Genomic DNA, 21,796 nt, shown 5'->3' on the forward strand with positions numbered 1-21,796 from the left:
TAGATATTTTAAAACCAGTGGATGTTGAGCCAAAGTAAAGTAATAAAAATAGCCATATGAATGAGCTGGGCGGGAACGAAAGCAAGGGCATAGCGTAGTCCGCCCGAAATTGCAGAGTTCACACTTTTAGCAAGAGCGTGAACTGCAAAACCTCCTAAAAAGGCAATTAATAAAGGTGTCATATGTGCGCTATCAGGTTCACCTTGCACAATGACCGCCGCTATAGCTGCATGTATTTCAAATAAAGAAGCAAGTAAGGTCCCCGCGATTAATCCCGCATCGCCTAAAGATATACTTAAACCATAAACACCTGCCTGAATAAGGGTAAGTGTACCCGCAATAATAATGGCTTCTTTTAAGCTGAACATTCTTGAGTCAAGCTCGGGCGAAGCCGTACTAGGCTCGGCTTTACGTAATAAAATAAAGGCCCATACTGCTAAAACTACTAAGGCAATAAGTGTAGGAAATATAATCAGCTTGAACCAAGCAAAGCTAATACCGATCACAATAATTAAGGTTTGAATCAGTGTTGAAACGCAAGACATCAATGCAGCACCTGCATTTGTTGTTGCGTTGGCTTTGCCAGAGCGTACTTCTAAACCTAAACTGGCAATAGTTGCTGTACTAGAAACAAATCCAGAAGCTAAAGAAGAAAGCAATAAAGCATTTTTAGACGACAAAAGTCGCTTTGCTATATGGGCAAGGGCTTGTACAAATAAGATTAAAGTCAGTAATTTTAAAATCACATGTGGATTTAAAACTGGACCCCAAAAAGGTTTATTTGGAACTAAAGGCAAAGCAATTAACAGTAAGGCAAGTAGAAAAATACCATCACGTAATTCTGATTCAGTAATCCACTGACTGGCAATGCCATGCATAGACTGCTTAGCTATTAAGATAGTTGTCATGATCACAGCTAGGCCGGCAGCGAGCGAAATATTCCAAATGCAAAGTGCCCCGATGAAGTAAGTCATAATAAAGGCGAGTTCGGTGGTCACGCCCGGGTCATTGGGTTGATTTTTGAGGGAAACAATACTAATGGCACCAATGAGTAAGGCACCCACAATTCCAATTTCAATGCCAAATAAAAAACAGACCGCTCCTAATAAAGCACTAATTGCAAAAGAACGGAAACCCGCAAAGGTTTTATATTCATGTTTAAGCTTACTTCGTTCTCGTTCTAAACCAATTAATAAGCCACAACCAAGCGCCGCAGCAATCACTGTAATGAATTCTTCAAATGATGCTGTTTGTAATGACATTGTCATTGGAAGTTCCATATTACTTCCTCTTCGCTTATTGTTATATGTGGATTTGAATCATTTTAAAATTATGTATTCATGTTCAGTTTATGCTTTTTATTATAGTGAGCATAGTGTCTTTTTTAGACAAAACTATGTAGAAAATATTTCTATAAATATGACCTGTGACACAAAAAAATATTAAGATGAGAATTGGTTTAATTAACTGATGTTAAAGGATATTTAAATATAAAACATCTCTGCTATATTATAAAAATATATTGGGGATAACGCATGAATGCACATGTAGAAATAGATACGTATTGGTGTCTAGAACAACTATTACAAGAAGGCCGTATAACAGAACGAGATAAATTACTGGTACAGACAAGTCACCGCCAAAAAGACCAGTTAAAGTGGCATCCATTACAGTGGATTGCACATTTTAATTTAAAAGATCAGCAACACACGCATGCCCATTTGAGTTTAAACCGCTTATGTTTATGGTTTGCAGATCGGGTTCAGCTACCTCTATTTGTGATCGATCCTTTAAAGGCAGATGTCAGTGCTTTAACGCAGGTCATGTCACAAGAGTTTGCCATTCGTAACCATATTTTAGCTGTTGAAATTCATGCTGACCGAATCGTGATTGGAACAGATCAACCATTTCAAACAGATTGGCTTAATAATCTTGAACGTAGTCTAGCGCCTAAAAAGATTGAACGGGTACTGCTTAATCCCGAACAGTTACAACGCTATTTGCGCGAATATTATCAGGTGAGTCGCGCGGTAAACTCTGCTCAAAAAGATGCAGCTCATGACCGTGACAGTAAAAATGTTGAAGCACTTTTGCAGCTTGGCGATAGTCAAAACCCAGATGCTAATGATCAGCATATTGTGAAATTAGTCGATTGGATTTTACAGTTTGCATTTGAGCAGAGTGCCAGTGACATTCACATGGAACCGCGTAAAGATAATGGTAAAGTCAGGTTTAGGATTGATGGCGTTTTGCACACCATTTATAACATGCCTTCAAATACACTGACCGCCGTGATTTCTCGGATTAAAATTTTAGGACGTTTAAATGTAGCGGAAAAACGTAAACCGCAAGATGGCCGGTTAAAAACACGTACACCTAAAGGGCAAGAAACCGAATTACGTTTATCAACCTTACCAACCGCATTTGGTGAAAAACTGGTTATGCGTATTTTCGATCCTGATGTGTTGGTGCGTTCTTTTCAGCAACTGGGTTTTGAAGAGCGTTTATTACAACAGTGGCAACAATTAACAAAAAATAGCCACGGTATTATTTTAGTCACGGGTCCCACAGGCTCCGGTAAAACGACCACGCTATATTCATCCTTAAAGCAGCTTGCAACCGAACAGGTCAATGTATGTACCATTGAAGATCCGATTGAAATGCTAGAGCCTAGTTTTAACCAAATGCAGGTGAATAATGCAATTGAATTAGGCTTTGCAGACGGTGTGCGTGCACTGATGCGACAAGACCCCGACATTATTATGATTGGGGAAATTCGTGATCAAGATACAGCGAATATGGCCATTCAGGCAGCATTAACAGGTCATTTGGTTTTATCAACTTTACATACCAATGATGCACCGTCTAGTTTGACTCGTTTGCATGATTTAGGTGTACAGCCATTTCTGACAGCCGCAACCATTTTAGGTGTGCTCGCACAGCGTTTAGTACGGCAGCTTTGCCCACACTGTAAGCAAAAAACTCACATTAATGAGGATGAGTGGGAACACCTAACCTTTGACTACATTATGGAAATGCCTGAAACGGTTTATCAAGCGGTAGGCTGCGAAGAATGTCGACATACAGGCTATAAAGGGCGAGTCGGTATTTACGAGTTTATGCCGGTCAGTCTTGAGCTTAAACACCTTATTAGTAGTCATGTCACATTAAATAATTTAAGAACTCAAACTAAAAAAGAAGGTATAGAACCTTTAAGAATTGCGGGAGCCCGTAAAGTGATTGAAGGACTTACGACATTAGAAGAGGTCTTGAGGGTTGTGCCATTAAATTAAGTTTTTCTTAAGATTCACCTCATTTATGCTTGATTTAATTGCTTTATCCCAATAGGGAACCATAAACAGAGGGTAATAATATGAATATGCTTAAAGTAATGTTGATGACTGCTGGTATGACTGCTGCTGGCGTAGTTGTGGCGAATACACCAGTGAATCAAGCTGCAATTGCTCCAGCAACTGTCACCACAGTAAAACAGGCATTAACCTCAAAAGATAATACACCGATCAAATTACATGGTCAGGTTGTAAAATCTTTAGGTGATGAAAAATATCAATTCCGTGACAAGACAGGTAGCATTACAATTGATGTAGATGATGAACTTTGGCAAGGTCGCCCTATTTCAGCCAATACAAATGTGACTTTAATTGGTGAAGTAGACATTGACTATAAACCTTTAAAACGCGTAGAAATTGATGTAGATCAAGTTCAGTTCTAATGAATAAGGTCTGTAGATGTACTACTTTTAGCCGCATTTAAATCATGCGGCTTTGCTTTTTTTATAAAGGCTTGGCAAGATCAAATCAGGATATAACAGGAAAAATAGATGAGAATTTTGCTTGCAGAAGATGATCGCTCTCAAGCTGAAAGCATTCAATCATGGTTAGAGTTAGACGGTTATCAGGTAGATTGGGTCGAAAGAGGTGATTATGCACTTACGGCAATCGAACAGCATGATTATGACTGTATTTTACTTGATCGGGGGCTGCCTCAACTGGCTGGTGAAAAGATTTTAACAACGATCCGCCATAAACAAAAAAATGTTCCTGTTATTTTTATTACTGCACGTGACAGCATTCATGATCGGGTAGAGGGGCTAGATTTAGGTGCAAATGATTATTTGGTTAAGCCTTTTAGTTTAGAAGAATTATCGGCTCGCATCCGCGCTCAATTACGCAAACAAACTTTGAGTCAGCAATCGGTTTTAACATGGGGTGACCTACAACTTGATACACAAGCGAAAGTCGTATTAAGCGCTGGCAAGTCTATCGATTTAACTGCAAAAGAATTCCAAATATTGCGTAAGCTTATGGTGCATCCCGAGCATATTATTACCCGTGATCAATTAGAAGAAGCACTCTATGCATGGGGCGAGGAAATTGAAAGTAACGCAATCGAAGTATTTATTTATCAACTTCGAAAAAAAATCGGAAGCAGCAGTATTAAAACCATACGGGGGCTAGGCTACCGTATGGGAGATATAAAATGAAATCGAATAGCTCATCTTTGCAGTCGCAACTGGTTAAAACCACGATGTGGAGTAGTATCGTGGTGGGATTACTGGCTTTAAGCTTACTCACCATATTTTCTATCTATCACAACATGTCAGTGCAAGATGAAATCATGGATGAAATTTCAGATACTTTGCTGGTTTCCGATCTTTCTGAACACTCCATGAAACAGTTTGATGAGCTGAGTGATGAATTTGATATTCAGTATGAGTTATTAAACACAGGCCAAGTACTTACTCATTCTCACAGCTATCAGCATGAACTTTTTGAGCAAGGTAACTTATCAGAAGGTTTTTCGTATTTTTGGTTTGATGGACAATTATGGCGTAGTCTGGCTGCACAACAAGAAGACTCTCAGCTACAAGTTGAAGTTTTTCAACCAATGAGTACGCGTGTGGAAGAGGTACTTAAAGCACTTGCTGGATATAGCGGTCTTATGGTGTTGTTCTGGCTATTACAATGGGTGATTATAAGTTGGCGTACCGAACATGAGTTGGCCGCGTTAAATCTACTCTCTAGACGGATTGCTCAAAAAACTGCATCAAATTTAGAACCGATTCAAGAGCCGGATGTCATTACAGAAATTCAACCTGTTATAGATGCTTTAAATCAATTGCTTGCAAGACTGCAAAGAGCTCTCGTTGCTGAACAGCGTTTTACCGCGGATGCTTCGCATGAGCTACGTTCTCCCTTGTCTGCTATACAAATGCGTCTTCAGGTTTTGCAGCGTAAATACCAACATCTTCCAGAACTTCATCAAGATTTTGAACGCATACAAGAAGACGTTTCTAGAAGTACAAAAATACTTGAAAATTTATTACTTCTTGCACGCTTGGAACCTAATGAAGCTGAGCAGCCCGAACTGCCTAAGACAGTTATCGATTTAAATTACTTGTTGGCAAGAGTGATTGAAACTGTAGATTTAGATGCGAAAGCTAAACAGATGTTGATAGAGACCAATACTTTATCGACAGAAACTAAAACATATGCGAATGAAGAATTACTGTTTATTGCTTTTAGAAATTTATTTGATAACGCCATTCGTTATAGCCCGACACTAGGCTCTATTCATGTTGAGATTAGTCAGCATGAACAGCAAATTAAGGTGTCTATTGAAGACACGGGAAATGGAGTAGATGATGAAGTGCTATTACGGTTAGGGCAGCGTTTTTTTCGGGTGCTTGGTACTCAGCAGCAAGGTTCTGGGTTAGGAATTTCAATTACTCGAAAAATTATTGAATTGCATAATGGCAAGTTACGTTTTATGCATGCTGAACAAGGTGGTCTGAGGGCAGAGATTATTCTTCCTTCATAAAAAATAGCATGGTTACCCATGCTATCCATTTTTTGTTTTCCCACGAATATTATTGAAACGCGAGTATGTTTTTTATTTAGTTAAAATTAGGCGATTGTTGCGAGTGAGGCGTAAACGATATTCCTCGCCAGCATGCATAATGCGAATTTCACGGCCTAATGCAAAGAGGTTATTAGAATGTAACATTGGTAAGGCGTGAGCTGTGTCATTGTTACGGGTAAATAAGCTAAAAGGTGCGTTCATTTGTTGTGCTCCGTGGTATGTTCTTGAACGATTTAAATGATAATCATTATCGAATAGATCTGTCAATGAGATTTTTAAGATTTTATAAAATGATAAAATTTGCTTACACTTGAGAAAAGTTTTAGAGAGTAAAAAGATGCCCAAACCAATAGTCGATGTCGCTATAGCAATCTTGATCCATCGTGGAAAAATATTAGTTGGATGGCGCGAAGAGCAGCAACATCAAGGTGGAAAGCATGAGTTCCCTGGAGGGAAGGTTGAGCAGGGTGAAACACCAGAAGAAGCCTGCCGCCGTGAAATCTATGAAGAAGTGGGTATTGGTTTAAAAGATTGGCATCAGTTTGATTATATTCACCATGAATATGATGACATTATCGTCAACCTTCATTTGTTCCATAGTTATGTACCTGATGAGTTATTAAATCTTATTCACCAGCCATGGGCATGGTACACACGTGATCAGCTACTTCATTTAAACTTTCCAAAAGCCAATAAAAACATCATAAAACGACTCTATTGGCCTCATCTCATCAAAATTAGCAATACGCTTTCAACAGTAGAAAGCAGTGATGCTTTATTGTATTGGCGTATAGAAAATGAATCTGAGCAATATATAGAGCAATTAACTGCTTTAGATGAAGGGCAACGATCAAATTTAATTATAAATGTAGATATTTGGCAGCAATTAAGCCCCGAATTACAAAAACAAATAAAGACCGTTCATTTAAAACAATCTCAGCTCATGAATTTGCATAAAGGCGATTTAACAGTGGGCATACGTTATATTGCTGCTTGTCATGATGCTGTTTCTTTAAAGCAAGCTCAGCAGATTGGTTGTGATGCTGTTTTTATTAGTCCTGTAAAGCCAACAACGACTCATCCAGAAGCTGTAGCATTAGGTTGGGAACGTTTTAGTGAGCTTGCCCAAAATAGCCAGATTCCGGTTTTTGCATTAGGAGGAGTGCATCCGGATGATTTAGCCACTGCACAGCAGCATGGTGCACATGGCTTAGCAGGTATTCGTAATTTCTAATGAGAAAATAAAAAAGCATTAAAAGCTAGAGGGCTTTTAATGCTTGCTGTGCTTCTTGAACAGTTTTTTGATTATTGCGTTGTTGCCCAGCTTTTAAGATGACTAACCATAGCTGCTTTTTCATTGGCTGACTTTGGGCAAAACTCAAACCACGTCTTGCTAAAGACTCAGCATTAGAATATTGCTGTTTATGATTTGCCGTAAGCGCAAGAAATAAATAAGTCTCAGCCGCTTGTGGCGCTAAACGCTGTGCTTGAAGTGCATAGCGCTCTGCCTCTGACCATTGCTGATTTTTATAAGCCTGCTGTGTTTTTTGCATTAAAACTTTAAATGCGGGTAACTGGCTACCATCATCACTAAAATGTTGAGGCTTTTTCTGTTGAGGAACGATCACCTGTAAATTTTTGCGTTGAATTTCCGGATGATCATAAGGTGTAATTTTTACACCCGATGGAGTTTCCGTCTTTTTGACTGGAGGAGTAGGTGTTTTCTCTTTGGAGTCAGAATGATCGGGCAGAGTTGTACAGCCGACCATAAGAACAGCACCAATATAAAAAACACCTTTCTTCAACATATCCTAATTTCCTGTTAACGCTTAGTTATTATAACTACCACTTGAAATTACACGTGAGTTGTTTGACAGATCTTGTTCCATCTGGTTTTCACTTTCACGAATATAACTGTCGGTATTATCATCCTGAGAATCAGGAATTGTGTTATCACTTTGTGGCGTATATGTTGGATCAACTTGATAATAAGGTGCTCCACATGGCGTAGCACGGTGTGGAACCGTATGCGTTAGCATCGGAATATACATTGCACCATCACATGCCTGAGCAGATAAATCACCCGTTGCACGGTCAATCCACTGCCACTGTACTGTGTCTGGTTGACGTAGATTTACAGGCGTTTGACGTAATTGTTTCATCACATTAATCCATACTGGCAATGCACCAGATGAACCCGTTAAGCCAGTCACTTTGTTGTCATCTAAACCTAACCAAACTACAGCAACGTGGTTGCCTGAGTAGCCCGCAAACCATGAGTCACGTGTATCGTTAGTCGTACCTGATTTACCTGCCAATTTTAAAGCAGGAGACAAGCTATTATAAGCTGCGCGACCAGTACCCGAAGACATAACCTGTTGTAAACCATAGTTCATGATATAACCAACAGATGGATCAATGGTTTGTTGAACATTCAGGCCATAACGGTCAAGCAGGCGACCATTTGCATCTACGACAGATCGAATGGCACGAGTTGGATATTTAAAGCCACCTGTAGCAAAGTTCTCATAAATTCCCAGAACCTCCATTGGTGACATATTGACTGCACCAAGGAAAATAGAAGGGTAAGCAGGAATGGTTGATTCAACACCAAACTTTCTTAGATTATTGGTAAATGTCGATAGACCAAATTCTTGACCCAAGCGAACAGCAGATAGGTTATATGAATTTGCTAAAGCTTCACTCAGGCTGACTACACCATGTCCGCCACCACTGTAGTTTTTAGGTGTCCAGCTTTTACCGCCATCTACAGGAACACTAATCGGTGCATCTTCAATTTGGGTTGCCCAGTTGTAACGCCCAGATTCAATAGCGCTTAAATAAATGACAGGTTTCAATAAAGAACCGACTTGGCGTTTTGCATCCACAGCACGGTTAAAACCAGTAAAGTCTTGTGTAGAACCAACAGCAGCAACGAGCTCGCCGTTTTCTGGATGTGCAATGAGTACCGCACCCTGTAAGTTTTTCAAACGGGCTGGATTACTATTTGCTAAGCGGTCTACTGAAGCTTTAAACGCATTTTGAACTTGGGTTTGAGTAATTGGGTCTAAAGTCGTAAAAATACGTAAGCCCTGATTAGTTAAATCACTTTCTTGATATTCTGTGCGTAATTGACGACGCACAATATCTAAAAAGTCAGGGAATTTTGCAGGGCCTAAACTTGGCTTACTTAACACATTTAAAGGACGTGCAATTTCATCTTCATATTCTGCTTGAGTTAAATAGCCCATTACACGCATGTTATTTAACACGGTATCGCGGCGTTTTTTCGCACCTTCAGGATTTTTCCAAGGGTTATACAAAGAAGGGCCTTGCACCAAACCGACTAAATAAGCTTGTTGTGAAACATTGAGTTCACGTAACGGTAAACCAAAATAAAATTGTGAAGCCAAACCATAGCCATTAATTGAGTAGCTTCCATTTTGGCCTAGATTCACTTCATTTAAATAAGCTTCTAAAATTTCATCTTTGCTGTAATGCAGCTCAATGAGTAAAGCCATTAATGCTTCATTAACTTTACGTTTTAAGGTGCGTTCAGGTGTAAGGTAGAAGTTTTTAACTAATTGTTGAGTTAGGGTTGAACCACCTTGACGCTTTCCGCCTGTAATATTACTCACTAATGCACGGGCAGTACCACGAATTGAAATACCGTGATGATGATAGAAATTACGGTCTTCTGTTGAAATTAAAGCTTCAATAAGTGGTTTAGGGACATTATTCAGTTTAATGAGAACACGGTCTTCATTATGTTGAGGGTAGATCCCTCCAATCAGAAGTGGCTCTAGTCGCGCAACACCAGTTGAAGAAGGTTTGGTACTTCTAACTTCAGCAACTTGGTCATTTGCAAAACTTAACTCTAGTACTTGTTCGGGTTCAACACTGTCGCCGTAATCAAAACCACGTGTATGGATATACATATTGCTACCCTGAGCAACATAGGTTCCAGACTTGTCATAATTACTTGAAGTTTTGTAACCCAAGAGTTTTAATTCTTGAGTGAAATTTGCTTGGGTAATAGGTGCGTTATTATAAATTTCCAAAGGTCGTGCGAACACTTTGGCAGGAATATCCCACCGTTGTCCTTCAAATTTTTCACGGATAATATTATCTAAACGAATCAGATAGATACTAAGAGCAATAAAAGCACCAATGACCAAAATGGAAAAGATTAGTGCAAAGAAACCGATACCACGTTCAAACTTCATAAAAATGAGATAAAACCCTAACAATGCCTGTAATGATGCGATAGCTTGTCATCAATTTGCAATGATAAAACTGTGAATAATTGGAAAACTTAGATTGAATTTTACAGCATCTTGTTGTTATGTTTTTTTAAATTAATCAGGTTAATGTTATTATAGCCAAGTATCGCAGCGGAGCTTACTCATTCGTGCAAATTTCACATAAGTCCTTCAGAAACGTCGGGTTAATCGGTCGACCAGATAAATCATCAGTAGTAGAAACACTATGTTTAATTCATGATCATTTGTTGAACCTAGGTTTAAACCCCATTTTTGATCAGGAAACTGCTGAATTAGTGCCTTATGATCATGCACAAATTGTAAGTCGTCATTTATTGGGTGAAGTTGCTGATTTAGTCATAGTTGTTGGAGGTGACGGTTCTTTACTCCACGCTGCTAGAGCTTTAGTTCGCTATAATACGCCTGTTATTGGTATCAACCGCGGGCGGTTAGGTTTTTTAACTGATATCAAACCTTCAGAAGCCATTTTTAAACTTGACCAAGTACTTCAAGGGCATTTCCAGCTTGACCGTCGTTTCTTGCTTGAAATGGAAGTACGAACAAATGGTGAAGTCATTTATGACGCGATTGCCTTAAATGATGTGGTTTTGCACTCGGGTAAATCGGTACACATGATTGACTTCGAACTTAATATTGATGGTCAATATGTTTACCGCCAACATAGTGATGGTTTAATTGTTTCGACGCCAACTGGATCAACGGCTTATGCATTGTCAGGTGGTGGCCCAATTTTACATCCAAGTATGGATGCTATTGCATTAGTTCCAATGCATCCCCATACATTGTCATCACGTCCCATCGTAGTCGGTGGTCAAAGCGAAATTAAAATCGTTATTCGCGAAAATCGGGTGTTACCAATGGTGAGTGCAGATGGACAACATAGTGTCTCGCTCAATGTTGGAGACAGTTTACACATCCGTAAACACCCATTTAAACTAAGTTTATTGCATCCACCAGGTTATGATTTCTATATGGCCTGCCGTACCAAACTTGGTTGGAACCAAGATTTTGAATCTTTTCAAAGAGATGAATCATGAATATTGAACAAATGCTATCTGTTTTAAACCCTGAAATTGTGGAGCGTTTAAAAACAGCAGTAGAAATTGGTAAATGGCCAAACGGCGTTGTTTTAACTAAAGAGCAGCGTGAAACTTGCATGCAAGCTGTAATCGCTTGGGAGTTGAAGAACTTACCAGAAGATCAGCGTAGTGGGTATATTGACCGTGGTACCAAAGAAGAAGGTGAAGAGTGTGATGATGATCATCACAAGCATGAACCAGAGTTTAAACCTATTCGTTTTGTTTAAAACTTAATAAGACAGAAAAATTATTTTTGGTTATTCCATACAGCCTTATATAGCATGTTTTTCATAAGTTATAGCATATAGGCTTTTATTACTTTTGAAGGATCAAAAGTAACCAAAAATCCTTTGTATCACTGACGATACTTCCTGTATCGCAGTGATATGGTCGACATCCATGTCGACCTTCACGATAGCATTTGTTAACTACGAATTAAGATTGCTTAAATTTCGTGTATCCCATAACACTTTTGCTTTTTGCATCGCTTCTTCAAAATTAGCAACAACGCCCATCGTATATAGCGCGATTCCGATGGTTTCTGTTACTGCCATTTCCCCATATTCATGGTGCTGTTGACCAAGCCATACTGCTTTAAACGTTGCTAAATCTAATTCTTCTTCAATTGGGCTTCGCTCAGGTGTGAGCTTTGGCAACTCATGTTCATAGAGCTCACCATTTTTAATACCACAAATGAGTGTTTTGGCATCTGGGTTTCGTTCAAATTCACCACCTTCGCCTTTAATAACGGCACTATTTTGATAGCCTAAGCGTAATGCGCTATGTTGGTGGGAAGTTCTGTAAGCAGGGTGAAATATTGCTTGTAAGGTAGCTTTAGCTTTAAAAGGATTAATTAAACGGGCCAAAGTATGAATAGGCGAACGCAATCCCATGACATTTCTTAGAGATATCAATTCGCTTAAAACTGGTGAAATCACATCTAGTGGTAAGTAAGCGAAATTTTGCTCTGCTAATTGCGTACGGACTTCTTGTTCAGAATGGCAAATTTGATAACCAAGATATTCTAAGACTTGCTCAGTATAAACACGGTTAAGCGTGTGACCTGATGCACCATGCATAACAATTTTGTGGCCATGCTGGGCAAGTGTAAGAGCGGCTAACAAAAACCATGGATAGTGTTTTCGCTTACCTGCATAAGATGACCAATCTAAATCAACAGCTAAAGGCTCAAAATGAAGCTGGTCTTTAGTCGCTTGAACGAAACCTGCGAGTTCTTCAATCGATTCTTCTTTAACCCGAAGCAGCATTAAAAATGCACCTAGCTGCACATCTAATACTTCACCTTTTAAAATCATGGTAAATGCTTGATAAGCTTCTTCATAACTTAAAGAGCGAGATCCGGTTTTCCCCTTACCTAAAATACGGACATATTGAGCAAAGGGATGTTCAGCATCTTTATAGATATTACGTTTAGTATTCATCGTAGTTCAAAACAATAAAAATGATGGGATGTAGGCAGCTCAAAATGAAATGTCCACAAGTATTTAATCAATATGACATAAAAAGCTGCTGAAAAAATATCAAAAGTGTTTCTTATACTAAAGTCTTAGGACTGCCTGAGTGTTTTTTATGCGTATTAGCTAAAAAATTAATCGAATCGTTATTTAATTCGAGTACACTTTCCCGTGCTTTTTTGAGCACTCATATCATAATTTTATGTGATTCTCCTATATCTTCAGCTTTTTATTGAAAAAGTAAGAGGTTATTTCTAGCTACTCAAAGTGGTTAGAAACTTCAGGTATTCTCCTGTTTTAGAAAACATTGATTTTGTTTTCATTGAGGTAGTAGGAAGGTTTTTTGTTCCCAAAAAACCATTTCCCTTTTGCGGTGTTAATGTGAAAGGTTAGGGCTGTGTATTCGTAAAGAATAGACGTTTCATTTTGGTATTTCCAACGGACTTGGAAATATAGATTGAAGTAAAGTTATGGCTAAAAAACCGATTTATAAATCACTTTATTTTCAGGTGATTATTGCGATTATTGCGGGTATCTTGGTAGGACATTTTTCCCCAAGCTCAACGCAAATTGTCAATGGTGTCGAACAGCATATTCCGGGGTTAGGTGAAAAACTCAAGCCATTAGGTGATGCCTTTATTCGTTTGATCAAGATGATCATTGCTCCAGTTATTTTCTGTACCGTGGTAAGCGGTATTGCTGGCATGGAAAGCATGAAGTCAGTCGGAAAAACTGGCGGCGTTGCGTTGTTATACTTTGAAATCGTTTCAACAATTGCACTTCTAATTGGCCTTGTTGTAATTAACATTGCTAAACCGGGTGTAGGGATGAATGTTGACCCTACCACTCTCGATACTTCGGGCATTCAAAAATACGTCAGTTCTGGTGAGTCACAATCTACCATTGATTTCTTAATGCACATCATCCCAGATACGGTAGTTGGCGCATTTGCAAATGGTGAAATCTTACAAGTCCTTCTTTTTGCAATTCTCTTTGGTTTTGCTTTACATAAGTTAGGTGATGCAGGACGTCCAGTTTTAAAATTTATTGATCAAGTTGCACACGTGTTCTTTAACATTGTGAATATGGTCATGAAATTAGCTCCGATTGGTGCATTCGGTGCAATGGCATTTACTATCGGTAAATATGGTGTTGGTTCACTCGTACAATTAGGGCAGCTCATTATCTGCTTCTATATTACGTGCTTACTCTTTATCTTCTTAATTTTGGGTACAATCAGCCGTATTAGCGGATTCAGTATCCTTAAGATGATTCGCCTGATTCGTGAAGAGTTATTAATTGTACTTGGTACATCTTCTTCTGAATCTGTTTTGCCTCGCATGTTACGTAAACTTGAAATTGCAGGTTGTGAAAAATCTGTAGTTGGTTTGGTTATTCCAACAGGTTATTCATTTAACCTTGATGGTACGTCAATTTATTTGACTATGGCCGCAATCTTTATTGCTCAGGCAACAAATACACAGCTTGATATTCAACATCAGATTACTTTGTTGTTGGTACTCTTAATTTCATCTAAGGGTGCTGCGGGTGTAACAGGCTCTGGCTTTATTGTTATGGCTGCAACTTTATCTGCTGTAGGACATATTCCAGTGGCAGGTCTGGCATTGATTTTAGGTATTGACCGTTTCATGTCAGAAGCCCGTGCATTAACTAACCTTGTTGGTAACTCATTAGCAACGATTGTTGTTGCAAAATGGGTCGGTGCTTTAGATAAAGATAAGCTAAATGATGCTTTAAATAATCCAGATGAAGTCGACAGAAAAATGATGGAGCAAAAAACTCCTCAAGTCGCTGAAGGTTTAGATTAATTCAAATAAACCTATATAAAAAAGGAAGCTTTGGCTTCCTTTTTTATTGGCTGACTGAAAAGTACAGTTTTAATGAGCAGCTATGCCATGACAGTTGCTAAAAAAATGATTAGCATGCAGAGCAATGAGATTCGATAAAACAATAAAGCTGAAGGAAAATATTATGTTGGCATACGATGCAGATTTAGAATTATTCCGTGATAATTTTAAACGTTTTATGAATGAGCATATTGCACCGCAATACGATCAATGGGAACGCGAAGGAATTATGCCACGTGCTGTCTGGAATCAACTGGGCGAAAATGGCTTTTTATGTGTGGATGTTCCAGAAGAATACGGTGGTTATGGCGTGCCAACCTATTATTCATTAATGTTGGTTGAAGAATCGGCACGCGCTGGTTTTTGTGCATTATCAACAGCGATTTCTTGCCACTCTGAAATTGCTGCACCGTATATTTTACATATCGGGACAGAAGAGCAAAAACAATATTGGTTACCGAAAATGGTAACAGGTGAAGTGGTTGGTGCAATTGGTATGACTGAACCTGGAGCAGGCTCGGATTTACAATCAATGCGTACCAGTGCCATTTTGCAAGATGACCATTATTTATTAAATGGCTCAAAAACCTTTATTTCAAATGGACAACATGCTGATCTTGTGGTGCTTGCAGTAAAAACTGATCCTCAAGCGCGTGCAAAAGGCGTGTCATTATTATTGGCAGATACGCATCTAGAAGGCTTTAAAAAAGGCACAAATTTAGACAAAATCGGTCTACATTCTCAAGACACATCTGAGCTATTTTTTGACAATGTTAAGATTCCTAAAAACCAGTTACTCGGTCAAGCTGGACAAGGCTTTGCTTATTTAATGCAAGAGTTACCACGTGAACGTACCGCTATTGCATCTACCGCAATTGGCGCTATTCGTGGTGCAATTGATTTGGCAACTGCTTATGTAAAAGAACGTCATGCATTTGGTCAACCTATTTCACAGTTCCAAAATACTCGTTTTGTTCTAGCACAAGCAAAAATTGATGAGCTTGCTACAGCTGCTTTCTATGAGAGAAATGTTGCTCTATATCAAGAAGGCAAGCTAGATGTGGAAACTGCGGCAGCGCTTAAAAGCTTCAGCACTGACATGCAAATGAAAGTCGCAGATAACTTGCTGCAACTTTTTGGTGGCTATGGTTATATGACTGAATATCCAATTTCACGTTTCTTTGTAGATGCACGTATTCAACGTATTTACGGTGGTACAAATGAAATTATGAAAGAAATCGTAGCGCGTGGATTAATTGGCAAAGCCTAATTAAATAGATTTAAAAAAAGCTTACCTTTGAGTAGGCTTTTTTATATTACCTATTTGTTAGTTTGATGAATGACAGGATAGTCTTGTTGTTTCGGTAATTGCTGTAATGCATGATTCATCTTTCTTAAAAACTCATCAGCTTCATCTTGATGGAATGAATCTTCGGTGTATTTACTACGTTCTTGAAATACGACACCACAACCCGTTATTTTCATATTTTCAGGATTAAATGACCAATCATTTGGATTCTTTAAGTTAATGTTTAAATCACTTTCACAGCTTTTCCATAAACGTAAAAATTCATTTGATAATTCTGCTTTAAATCCTCGTGCTGGATAGACCGAGAAGCCTTTCATTTCGGGATTAGAAAACTGTATAAACATATCTACTGGCATACCGCCCCAAATGATTGCTATATCTGGTGGTAAATAGATGCCTGATAAATTTTTCTCTTTTAAAGCATGTGTTTGCTCATATTTCTGCCTAAAATGTTGTGACTGATATGTCAGCTTGGTTTGAGGTGGGATTGGAATGCCACGAACTTGATTACCGACAGTCGTCATATAGTACGGAGAATTATCAGTACCATTGCAACCTGCAATTATTGGACAACCGCCACAAGCCGTTAAACTAAAAGTTGCAAAACCCAATAGGCTTAAAACAATAATTTTATTCATTCTATTTTACTGTTGTTATGACATATTGAGTCAGTATAACCAATCTATATATTAAGAGGACTATCTTTAAGAACAACAAAATAATCATCTTTAAATGTAATTATGTTTTTACTTGGCTGGCTGCTGCAATGGCCCATCAAATAAAGATTTACAGCTTTCTAAATTTTGACAAGAAGCAAACATAAGCGCTTTAGGCAAGCTCGCATACAAATTTGTAATGTGTTGTTCAGCTGGATTATAAAAATGCCAATAACTAAATTGGTTTGAACGTTTATTCTCTAAAGCTTTAAAGAAATCTGCTTCATTAAATTTATTGTTAAGTTGAGTACGAGAGCCACCTTGCTCATTTGTCCCGACTGTGGTCATGAGTAAAGGGGAATGATTTGGTTTCTGACTTTGCCAATGATTTAACTGCTGAAATAACACTCCTTGGTCAAACCAGAGGGAAGGGCTTGCAGCAAAGTAACGCTGAAATGCATCTGGCTTTTGAAAAAAATGATAAAGCACAAATAAACCTCCAAAAGAATGTCCATAAAGACTTTGCTGTTGGCTATTAATCGGAAATTGTTTTGCAATTGTAGGCTTGAGTTCGCGATTTAAAAAAGCAATAAACTGATCAGCACCGCCATATTTATATTTACCTTGTGCTTGAAATTGGGCAGAAGGTTTTGGAGTGTAATCATAAGCACGCTTTTGCACATCAAAGGTTTTTTGCTGAGGGTAACCAACCGCTACGATCATGAGTGGATCTAGTCCTAATTTGTTAGAACCAGCGCCAATCGACTGGGCAATATTGGCAGCACTTGGAAATGTAGCATTTCCATCTAATATATAAAGTACTGGATATCCATGTTGGGGCGGGGCGACAGGTGGTTTATAAATTTGAATAAGATAATCATGGCCTGTATTTTTAGATTTAATTTGAAATTGAGCCTGATTATTTTGAAAAACGATTTTTGGTTGATTTTGTATAGGCGTTTGGGCGAAGGTAGAACAGCTTATTAAAGTACTCAATAAAAAACTAGTAGATAAAAGGAAAAATGATCTTTGCATAATGGGCGATAATAAAATTTATTATACAAATGATAAATGAAAATCATTATCAAATAAAGTAATCAAGAAATGGAAGCAAAAAGGTTAATGAAAAAAGCTCTTACAGCTATATTGCCTAACAAATCAAAGCAGACTATTGTTATACTCTCGTTTAAAAGATGATTTTACTGAGGCTGCATTCTAATGATCAACGATGATCAAAACAAAACGACTTCTCTTAGTTTAGAACAAATTCGTGAAGATATTGATAGTGTAGATCAACAGATTCAAGAATTATTAAATCGCCGCGCAAGCCTTGCTGAAGCTGTTGCTAAAGCTAAATTTGCTTCCGAAGAGAATCCTTTGTTTTATCGTCCTGAACGTGAAGCACAAGTTTTACGCAAAGTCATGGAGCGCAACCAAGGTCCTTTGTCTGATGTCACCATGGCGCGTTTGTTCCGTGAAATTATGTCTGCTTGCCTTGCTTTAGAAGCTCCGCAAAGTATTGCATTTTTAGGACCGGAAGGGACTTTTACTCAATCTGCCGTGCTTAAACACTTTGGTAAAGATGCAGTTGTTCGTCCATTACCAACAATTGATGAAGTGTTCCGTGAAGTAGAAGCTGGTAGTGCACATTACGGCGTAGTGCCAGTTGAAAACTCATCTGAAGGTATTGTGAACCATACTTTAGATTGTTTTAAAACATCGAATTTAAATGTGATTGGTGAAGTTGAATTACGTATTCATCATCAATTCCTTGTCTCTGAAAATACACGTAAAGACAGTATTAAACAGATTTATGCACACCAACAAACTTTAGCTCAATGTCGTCAATGGTTAGACGCGCATTATCCGGGTGTTGAACGTGTTGCTTTAAACTCAAATGCAGAAGCTGCACGTCGTATTCGCAACGAATGGCATTCAGCAGCGATTGCATCAGATATTGCAGCAGGTATGTATAACCTTGAAATTTTACATAGCAATATTGAAGATAATCCGGAAAATACTACTCGTTTCTTAGTCATTGGCCGTGAAAAAATTCCACAAAGTGGCAATGACAAAACTTCATTATTAATTTCAGCACATGACCGTGCTGGTGCTTTATTAGAAATTTTAGCGCCGTTTGCAAAACATAATATTAGCTTAACAAGTATTGAGACCCGTCCAGCATTACCTGAAAAATGGGCATATGTATTCTTTATCGATTTAGAAGGTCATATCGATCAAGAGAATGTTGCTGCGGCAATCAATGATATTCGCCCAATGGTAAAAGAGCTTCGTATTTTAGGTTCTTATCCTGCTGCCGTTCTTTAATCACTCATGTTGGAGTAATGACATGCATCAAGATGGGCATGTCATTATGCTTAAAAACAAATTGCTCAAAGGTTTAAATAACTTTGAGCAAAAGCAAAGTTGAAGTTATGTCACAACCCCTATTTAAAAAAGTTGCATTTATTGGTTTAGGACTCATCGGGTCGAGTTTGGCACGGGTTATTGTTGCCGAAAAGTTGGCGACAAATATTGTGGCTTCTACACGCTCACACAAAACTTTAGAAGATGCAAAATCACTTGGCTTAATACAAGAAGGATTTTCTGATCCTGTTGAAGCCGTGAAAGGGGCAGATTTAGTTGTTTTGGCCTTGCCAGTACGTGCGACACAAAAAGTGCTTGAACTAATTAAACCTTATTTGACAGAAACTACGATTGTAACTGATGTAGGAAGTACAAAAGGTAATGTCGTTGATGCAGCAAAAGCTGTATTTGGTGAAGATTTACCAGCAGGTTTTGTGCCGGGACATCCTATTGCTGGTAGTGAGCATACGGGCGTTCATGCAGGTAAGGTCGATTTATTTGCAAATCACAAAGTTATTTTAACGCCGTTACCCACAAGTGCAGAATGGGCTGTTGATAAACTAATTCAACTTTGGTCTGCTGCTAAAGCTGAAGTCATTTGTATGGACGTTGCCAAGCATGATGAAGTTTTAGCACATACAAGTCATTTACCGCACTTGATGGCATTTAATTTGGTTGAGCAACTTGCGAATCGTGAAGATAATCTTGATATTTTCCGCTATGCAGCAGGTGGCTTTCGTGACTTTTCACGGATTGCGGCTAGTGATCCCCAAATGTGGCATGACATTTTCTTTGCCAATAAAACAGCCATATTAAATGCTGTAGATGGCTTCGAAAAGCAACTTACCGTACTTAGAAAATTGATTGAAAACGAAGATTCTCATGCATTAATGGGTTTACTCGGTCACGCTCAGGCAGCACGTCAGCATTTCAATCATATGTTAGCCAAAAAACCTTTAATGGAGAAAAATAAGGTGACACAGCAATTCAGTATCTTACCGGGAAATAAGGCTTTTAAAGGTAAATTTACCGTACCGGGTGACAAATCTGTGTCACATCGCTCCATTATGTTTGGTGCTATTGCCGAAGGCACGACTCATGTCACTGGCTTCCTTGAAGGTGAAGATGCCTTGGCAACTTTGCAAGCATTCCGTGATATGGGCGTAAGCATTGAAGGCCCTAAAAATGGTGAAGTGACCATTCATGGCGTAGGCATGCATGGTTTAAAAGCACCAGCGAGTGCCTTGTATATGGGTAACTCTGGAACGAGCATGCGTTTGCTTTCAGGCATGTTGTCAGCACAAAAATTTGATTCAGTGATGACAGGTGATGCATCACTTTCTAAACGTCCAATGGAGCGTATTGCTAAGCCATTACGTTTAATGGGTGCGCAAATCCAGACAACAGGTGAGAAAGGTACACCACCTGTAAGTATTACTGGTGCTCAGCAATTAAAAGGCATTCAATACTACTTGCCAATGGCATCTGCTCAGGTGAAGTCGGGTATTTTACTTGCGGGCCTATGGGCTGAAGGTGAAACTTCGGTAACTGAGCCAGAACCAACTCGTGACCACACAGAGCGTATGCTTCGTGCATTTGGTTATGATGTTAAAACCGAAGGCAACAAGATTTCACTCGTTGGTGGTGGAAAATTAGTAGGTACTGATATTCAGGTTCCATCTGATATTTCATCTGCTGCTTTTTTTATGGTGGGTGCTGCAATTACAGAAGGTTCCGATGTTGTTCTGGAAGCTGTAGGTATTAATCCAACACGTACTGGCGTAATTGAAATTTTAAAACAGATGGGTGCTGACCTGACTGTTGAAAATGAACGTATTGCTGGTGGCGAGCCTATTGCTGATATTCATATTAAAGGTTCACGTACTCTTAAAGGTATTCATATGCCTGAAGACCAAGTACCTTTAGCAATTGATGAATTCCCCGCTTTATTTATTGCAGCAGCTTGTGCCGAAGGGCAAACAGTATTAACTGGTGCGGCAGAACTTCGTGTGAAAGAGTCTGACCGCATTCAGGTCATGGCTGATGGCTTAAAAATCATGGGTATTGATTGTACGCCAACTGATGATGGCATCATTATCGAAGGCAAAGGTAAATCTGGCGATTGGTCACCAATCTTTGCTGGCGGTGAAATCGAGTCACATCATGACCACCGTATTGCCATGAGTTTTAGTATGGCAGGTCTTCGTAATTCTGGTCCGATTACAATTCATGGTACTGAAACTGTGGCGACAAGCTTCCCGACTTTCACGGAGTTGGCGAATCGTGCAGGCTTAACAATCGAAGTTAGCCAATAACTTTTGACCTAACACATTTTATAATTGCTAACACAATAGCAACGGCAGCAGCGGGCTAAAGGCTTGGCTGCTGTTTGTTTATTGCTTATGCTAAGCGCAGATAATGATAATAGTGTTAGGACAAAGGATGAAAAAATTACAATTTATTGCCAGTTGCCCACAACATGGGGTGCTTGATCATCCACCAAATGAATGCCATATCACTCAAGAATATGTAGCGGCTTTACTGTTTAAACAATTGGGGCATTATGGCTTTGATGCACAGCATATTGTGCATGAGCATGAAAAGGTAGAAGTGAGTATTGATAATCATCTTTTACCTTTGTCTATTACTTGTCAAAAAACAGACCATGATGGACACCTGATGTGTGAAATTTCTGCCAATCCAGATGAAGAACAAGACTGGTTTGAGAAAATTGAAACACAAAGCATTATTCGTCAGCTTGCACAGGCAGTTGAAAATAGTTTGAAAGCTGATCATAGCTTTTCAGCATTTGAGTGGAAAAGCTAAAACATATTGTTTTAAGAGTTCTTTATGGAGTACGACTTTTTAGAAAAGTC

Annotated in this window: 19 protein-coding genes; 12 read left to right on the forward strand and 7 right to left on the reverse strand. The window is 38.8% G+C overall.

Features of this window, described 5'->3' with window-relative positions:
* Positions 1 to 8 precede the first annotated feature (8 nt).
* Positions 9 to 1,280 (reverse strand): DUF4010 domain-containing protein, encoded by a 1,272-nt coding sequence (locus RMB06_RS02035; protein ID WP_101663095.1) that lies wholly within the window; start codon positions 1,278 to 1,280, stop codon positions 9 to 11.
* A 255-nt stretch (positions 1,281 to 1,535) separates the two neighbouring features.
* Between RMB06_RS02035 and RMB06_RS02040 the strand changes: the two genes are divergently transcribed.
* The 4 genes from RMB06_RS02040 (at position 1,536) to RMB06_RS02055 (ending at position 5,841) form a co-directional block, all read left to right on the forward strand.
* Positions 1,536 to 3,293, forward strand: coding sequence for a GspE/PulE family protein (locus RMB06_RS02040; protein ID WP_130118924.1), 1,758 nt, complete (start codon positions 1,536 to 1,538; stop codon positions 3,291 to 3,293).
* 80 nt (positions 3,294 to 3,373) lie between these two features.
* Positions 3,374 to 3,733, forward strand: a complete 360-nt coding sequence (locus RMB06_RS02045; protein WP_002118236.1) for a NirD/YgiW/YdeI family stress tolerance protein — start codon at positions 3,374 to 3,376, stop codon at positions 3,731 to 3,733.
* 108 nt (positions 3,734 to 3,841) lie between these two features.
* Entirely contained in the window at positions 3,842 to 4,504 is a 663-nt protein-coding gene (locus RMB06_RS02050; protein WP_130118923.1) for a response regulator transcription factor, read from the forward strand.
* Positions 4,501 to 5,841, forward strand: a complete 1,341-nt coding sequence (locus RMB06_RS02055; RefSeq protein WP_311078039.1) for an ATP-binding protein — start codon at positions 4,501 to 4,503, stop codon at positions 5,839 to 5,841. The genes RMB06_RS02050 and RMB06_RS02055 overlap by 4 nt, the downstream gene beginning before the upstream one ends.
* 72 nt (positions 5,842 to 5,913) lie before the next feature.
* Here the strand turns inward: RMB06_RS02055 and hemP are convergent, their stop codons facing one another.
* Complete coding sequence (gene hemP / locus RMB06_RS02060; RefSeq protein ID WP_002118129.1) at positions 5,914 to 6,084, reverse strand: hemin uptake protein HemP; 171 nt, start codon at positions 6,082 to 6,084, stop codon at positions 5,914 to 5,916.
* A gap of 136 nt (positions 6,085 to 6,220) precedes the next feature.
* Between hemP and RMB06_RS02065 the strand changes: the two genes are divergently transcribed.
* Positions 6,221 to 7,117 carry an NUDIX domain-containing protein gene (locus RMB06_RS02065; protein ID WP_311078040.1) on the forward strand — a complete coding sequence of 299 codons (897 nt, stop codon included), beginning with the start codon at positions 6,221 to 6,223 and terminating at the stop codon, positions 7,115 to 7,117.
* Positions 7,118 to 7,142: 25 nt separating this feature from the next.
* On the opposite strand, the gene RMB06_RS02070 is transcribed toward RMB06_RS02065, so the two are convergent.
* The gene (locus tag RMB06_RS02070) at positions 7,143 to 7,691 is read right to left on the reverse strand and encodes a tetratricopeptide repeat protein (RefSeq protein WP_002118198.1); all 549 of its coding nucleotides are present in this window, start codon (positions 7,689 to 7,691) and stop codon (positions 7,143 to 7,145) included.
* 21 nt (positions 7,692 to 7,712) lie between these two features.
* On the reverse strand, positions 7,713 to 10,109 hold the full coding sequence (gene mrcB / locus RMB06_RS02075; protein ID WP_311078041.1) for a penicillin-binding protein 1B: 2,397 nt from the start codon (positions 10,107 to 10,109) through the stop codon (positions 7,713 to 7,715).
* 185 nt (positions 10,110 to 10,294) lie between these two features.
* Between mrcB and RMB06_RS02080 the strand changes: the two genes are divergently transcribed.
* Positions 10,295 to 11,203, forward strand: coding sequence for an NAD(+) kinase (locus tag RMB06_RS02080; RefSeq protein WP_005073476.1), 909 nt, complete (start codon positions 10,295 to 10,297; stop codon positions 11,201 to 11,203).
* A complete protein-coding gene (locus RMB06_RS02085) occupies positions 11,200 to 11,472 on the forward strand; it encodes a YeaC family protein (protein ID WP_002118245.1) in 273 nt (90 codons plus the stop codon). Before RMB06_RS02080 ends, RMB06_RS02085 begins: the two co-directional genes overlap by 4 nt.
* A 201-nt stretch (positions 11,473 to 11,673) precedes the next feature.
* Here the strand turns inward: RMB06_RS02085 and RMB06_RS02090 are convergent, their stop codons facing one another.
* Entirely contained in the window at positions 11,674 to 12,687 is a 1,014-nt protein-coding gene (locus RMB06_RS02090; protein ID WP_311078042.1) for a glycosyl transferase family protein, read from the reverse strand.
* Between the two features lie 503 nt (positions 12,688 to 13,190).
* On the opposite strand from RMB06_RS02090, the gene RMB06_RS02095 reads away from it, so the two are divergent.
* Together RMB06_RS02095 and RMB06_RS02100 are read left to right on the forward strand one after the other, a co-directional pair.
* A complete protein-coding gene (locus RMB06_RS02095; protein WP_002118145.1) occupies positions 13,191 to 14,549 on the forward strand; it encodes a dicarboxylate/amino acid:cation symporter in 1,359 nt (452 codons plus the stop codon).
* A gap of 163 nt (positions 14,550 to 14,712) precedes the next feature.
* Positions 14,713 to 15,858 (forward strand): acyl-CoA dehydrogenase family protein, encoded by a 1,146-nt coding sequence (locus RMB06_RS02100; protein ID WP_311078043.1) that lies wholly within the window; start codon positions 14,713 to 14,715, stop codon positions 15,856 to 15,858.
* Between the two features lie 50 nt (positions 15,859 to 15,908).
* Here RMB06_RS02100 and RMB06_RS02105 read toward each other — a convergent pair whose 3' ends face one another.
* Entirely contained in the window at positions 15,909 to 16,535 is a 627-nt protein-coding gene (locus tag RMB06_RS02105) for a hypothetical protein (protein WP_311078044.1), read from the reverse strand.
* A gap of 108 nt (positions 16,536 to 16,643) precedes the next feature.
* A complete protein-coding gene (locus tag RMB06_RS02110) occupies positions 16,644 to 17,588 on the reverse strand; it encodes an alpha/beta hydrolase-fold protein (RefSeq protein WP_311078045.1) in 945 nt (314 codons plus the stop codon).
* Positions 17,589 to 17,771: 183 nt separating this feature from the next.
* Between RMB06_RS02110 and pheA the strand changes: the two genes are divergently transcribed.
* From pheA to RMB06_RS02125, 3 genes are all read left to right on the forward strand, one after another.
* Complete coding sequence (gene pheA / locus RMB06_RS02115) at positions 17,772 to 18,881, forward strand: prephenate dehydratase (protein ID WP_002049199.1); 1,110 nt, start codon at positions 17,772 to 17,774, stop codon at positions 18,879 to 18,881.
* Between the two features lie 107 nt (positions 18,882 to 18,988).
* Complete coding sequence (locus RMB06_RS02120) at positions 18,989 to 21,235, forward strand: bifunctional prephenate dehydrogenase/3-phosphoshikimate 1-carboxyvinyltransferase (protein ID WP_311078046.1); 2,247 nt, start codon at positions 18,989 to 18,991, stop codon at positions 21,233 to 21,235.
* A 127-nt stretch (positions 21,236 to 21,362) separates the two neighbouring features.
* A complete protein-coding gene (locus RMB06_RS02125; RefSeq protein ID WP_044100993.1) occupies positions 21,363 to 21,746 on the forward strand; it encodes a hypothetical protein in 384 nt (127 codons plus the stop codon).
* Positions 21,747 to 21,796 lie beyond the last annotated feature (50 nt).

Source organism: Acinetobacter sp. V104_13 (genome assembly GCF_031798995.1).
GTDB lineage: Bacteria > Pseudomonadota > Gammaproteobacteria > Pseudomonadales > Moraxellaceae > Acinetobacter > Acinetobacter pittii.

What these genes read in the sequence shown, in the direction of transcription:
- RMB06_RS02055 (WP_311078039.1), top strand. Translation starts at nt 4,501, where the DNA reads ATGAAATCGAATAGCTCATCTTTGCAGTCGCAACTGGTTAAAACCACG.
- RMB06_RS02105 (WP_311078044.1), bottom strand. Translation starts at nt 16,535, where the DNA reads ATGAATAAAATTATTGTTTTAAGCCTATTGGGTTTTGCAACTTTTAGT.
- RMB06_RS02120 (WP_311078046.1), top strand. Translation starts at nt 18,989, where the DNA reads ATGTCACAACCCCTATTTAAAAAAGTTGCATTTATTGGTTTAGGACTC.
- RMB06_RS02085 (WP_002118245.1), top strand. Translation starts at nt 11,200, where the DNA reads ATGAATATTGAACAAATGCTATCTGTTTTAAACCCTGAAATTGTGGAG.
- RMB06_RS02050 (WP_130118923.1), top strand. Translation starts at nt 3,842, where the DNA reads ATGAGAATTTTGCTTGCAGAAGATGATCGCTCTCAAGCTGAAAGCATT.
- RMB06_RS02070 (WP_002118198.1), bottom strand. Translation starts at nt 7,691, where the DNA reads ATGTTGAAGAAAGGTGTTTTTTATATTGGTGCTGTTCTTATGGTCGGC.
- RMB06_RS02100 (WP_311078043.1), top strand. Translation starts at nt 14,713, where the DNA reads ATGTTGGCATACGATGCAGATTTAGAATTATTCCGTGATAATTTTAAA.
- RMB06_RS02090 (WP_311078042.1), bottom strand. Translation starts at nt 12,687, where the DNA reads ATGAATACTAAACGTAATATCTATAAAGATGCTGAACATCCCTTTGCT.
- RMB06_RS02045 (WP_002118236.1), top strand. Translation starts at nt 3,374, where the DNA reads ATGAATATGCTTAAAGTAATGTTGATGACTGCTGGTATGACTGCTGCT.
- RMB06_RS02065 (WP_311078040.1), top strand. Translation starts at nt 6,221, where the DNA reads ATGCCCAAACCAATAGTCGATGTCGCTATAGCAATCTTGATCCATCGT.
- pheA (WP_002049199.1), top strand. Translation starts at nt 17,772, where the DNA reads ATGATCAACGATGATCAAAACAAAACGACTTCTCTTAGTTTAGAACAA.
- hemP (WP_002118129.1), bottom strand. Translation starts at nt 6,084, where the DNA reads ATGAACGCACCTTTTAGCTTATTTACCCGTAACAATGACACAGCTCAC.
- RMB06_RS02095 (WP_002118145.1), top strand. Translation starts at nt 13,191, where the DNA reads ATGGCTAAAAAACCGATTTATAAATCACTTTATTTTCAGGTGATTATT.
- RMB06_RS02035 (WP_101663095.1), bottom strand. Translation starts at nt 1,280, where the DNA reads ATGGAACTTCCAATGACAATGTCATTACAAACAGCATCATTTGAAGAA.
- RMB06_RS02125 (WP_044100993.1), top strand. Translation starts at nt 21,363, where the DNA reads ATGAAAAAATTACAATTTATTGCCAGTTGCCCACAACATGGGGTGCTT.
- mrcB (WP_311078041.1), bottom strand. Translation starts at nt 10,109, where the DNA reads ATGAAGTTTGAACGTGGTATCGGTTTCTTTGCACTAATCTTTTCCATT.
- RMB06_RS02040 (WP_130118924.1), top strand. Translation starts at nt 1,536, where the DNA reads ATGAATGCACATGTAGAAATAGATACGTATTGGTGTCTAGAACAACTA.
- RMB06_RS02110 (WP_311078045.1), bottom strand. Translation starts at nt 17,588, where the DNA reads ATGCAAAGATCATTTTTCCTTTTATCTACTAGTTTTTTATTGAGTACT.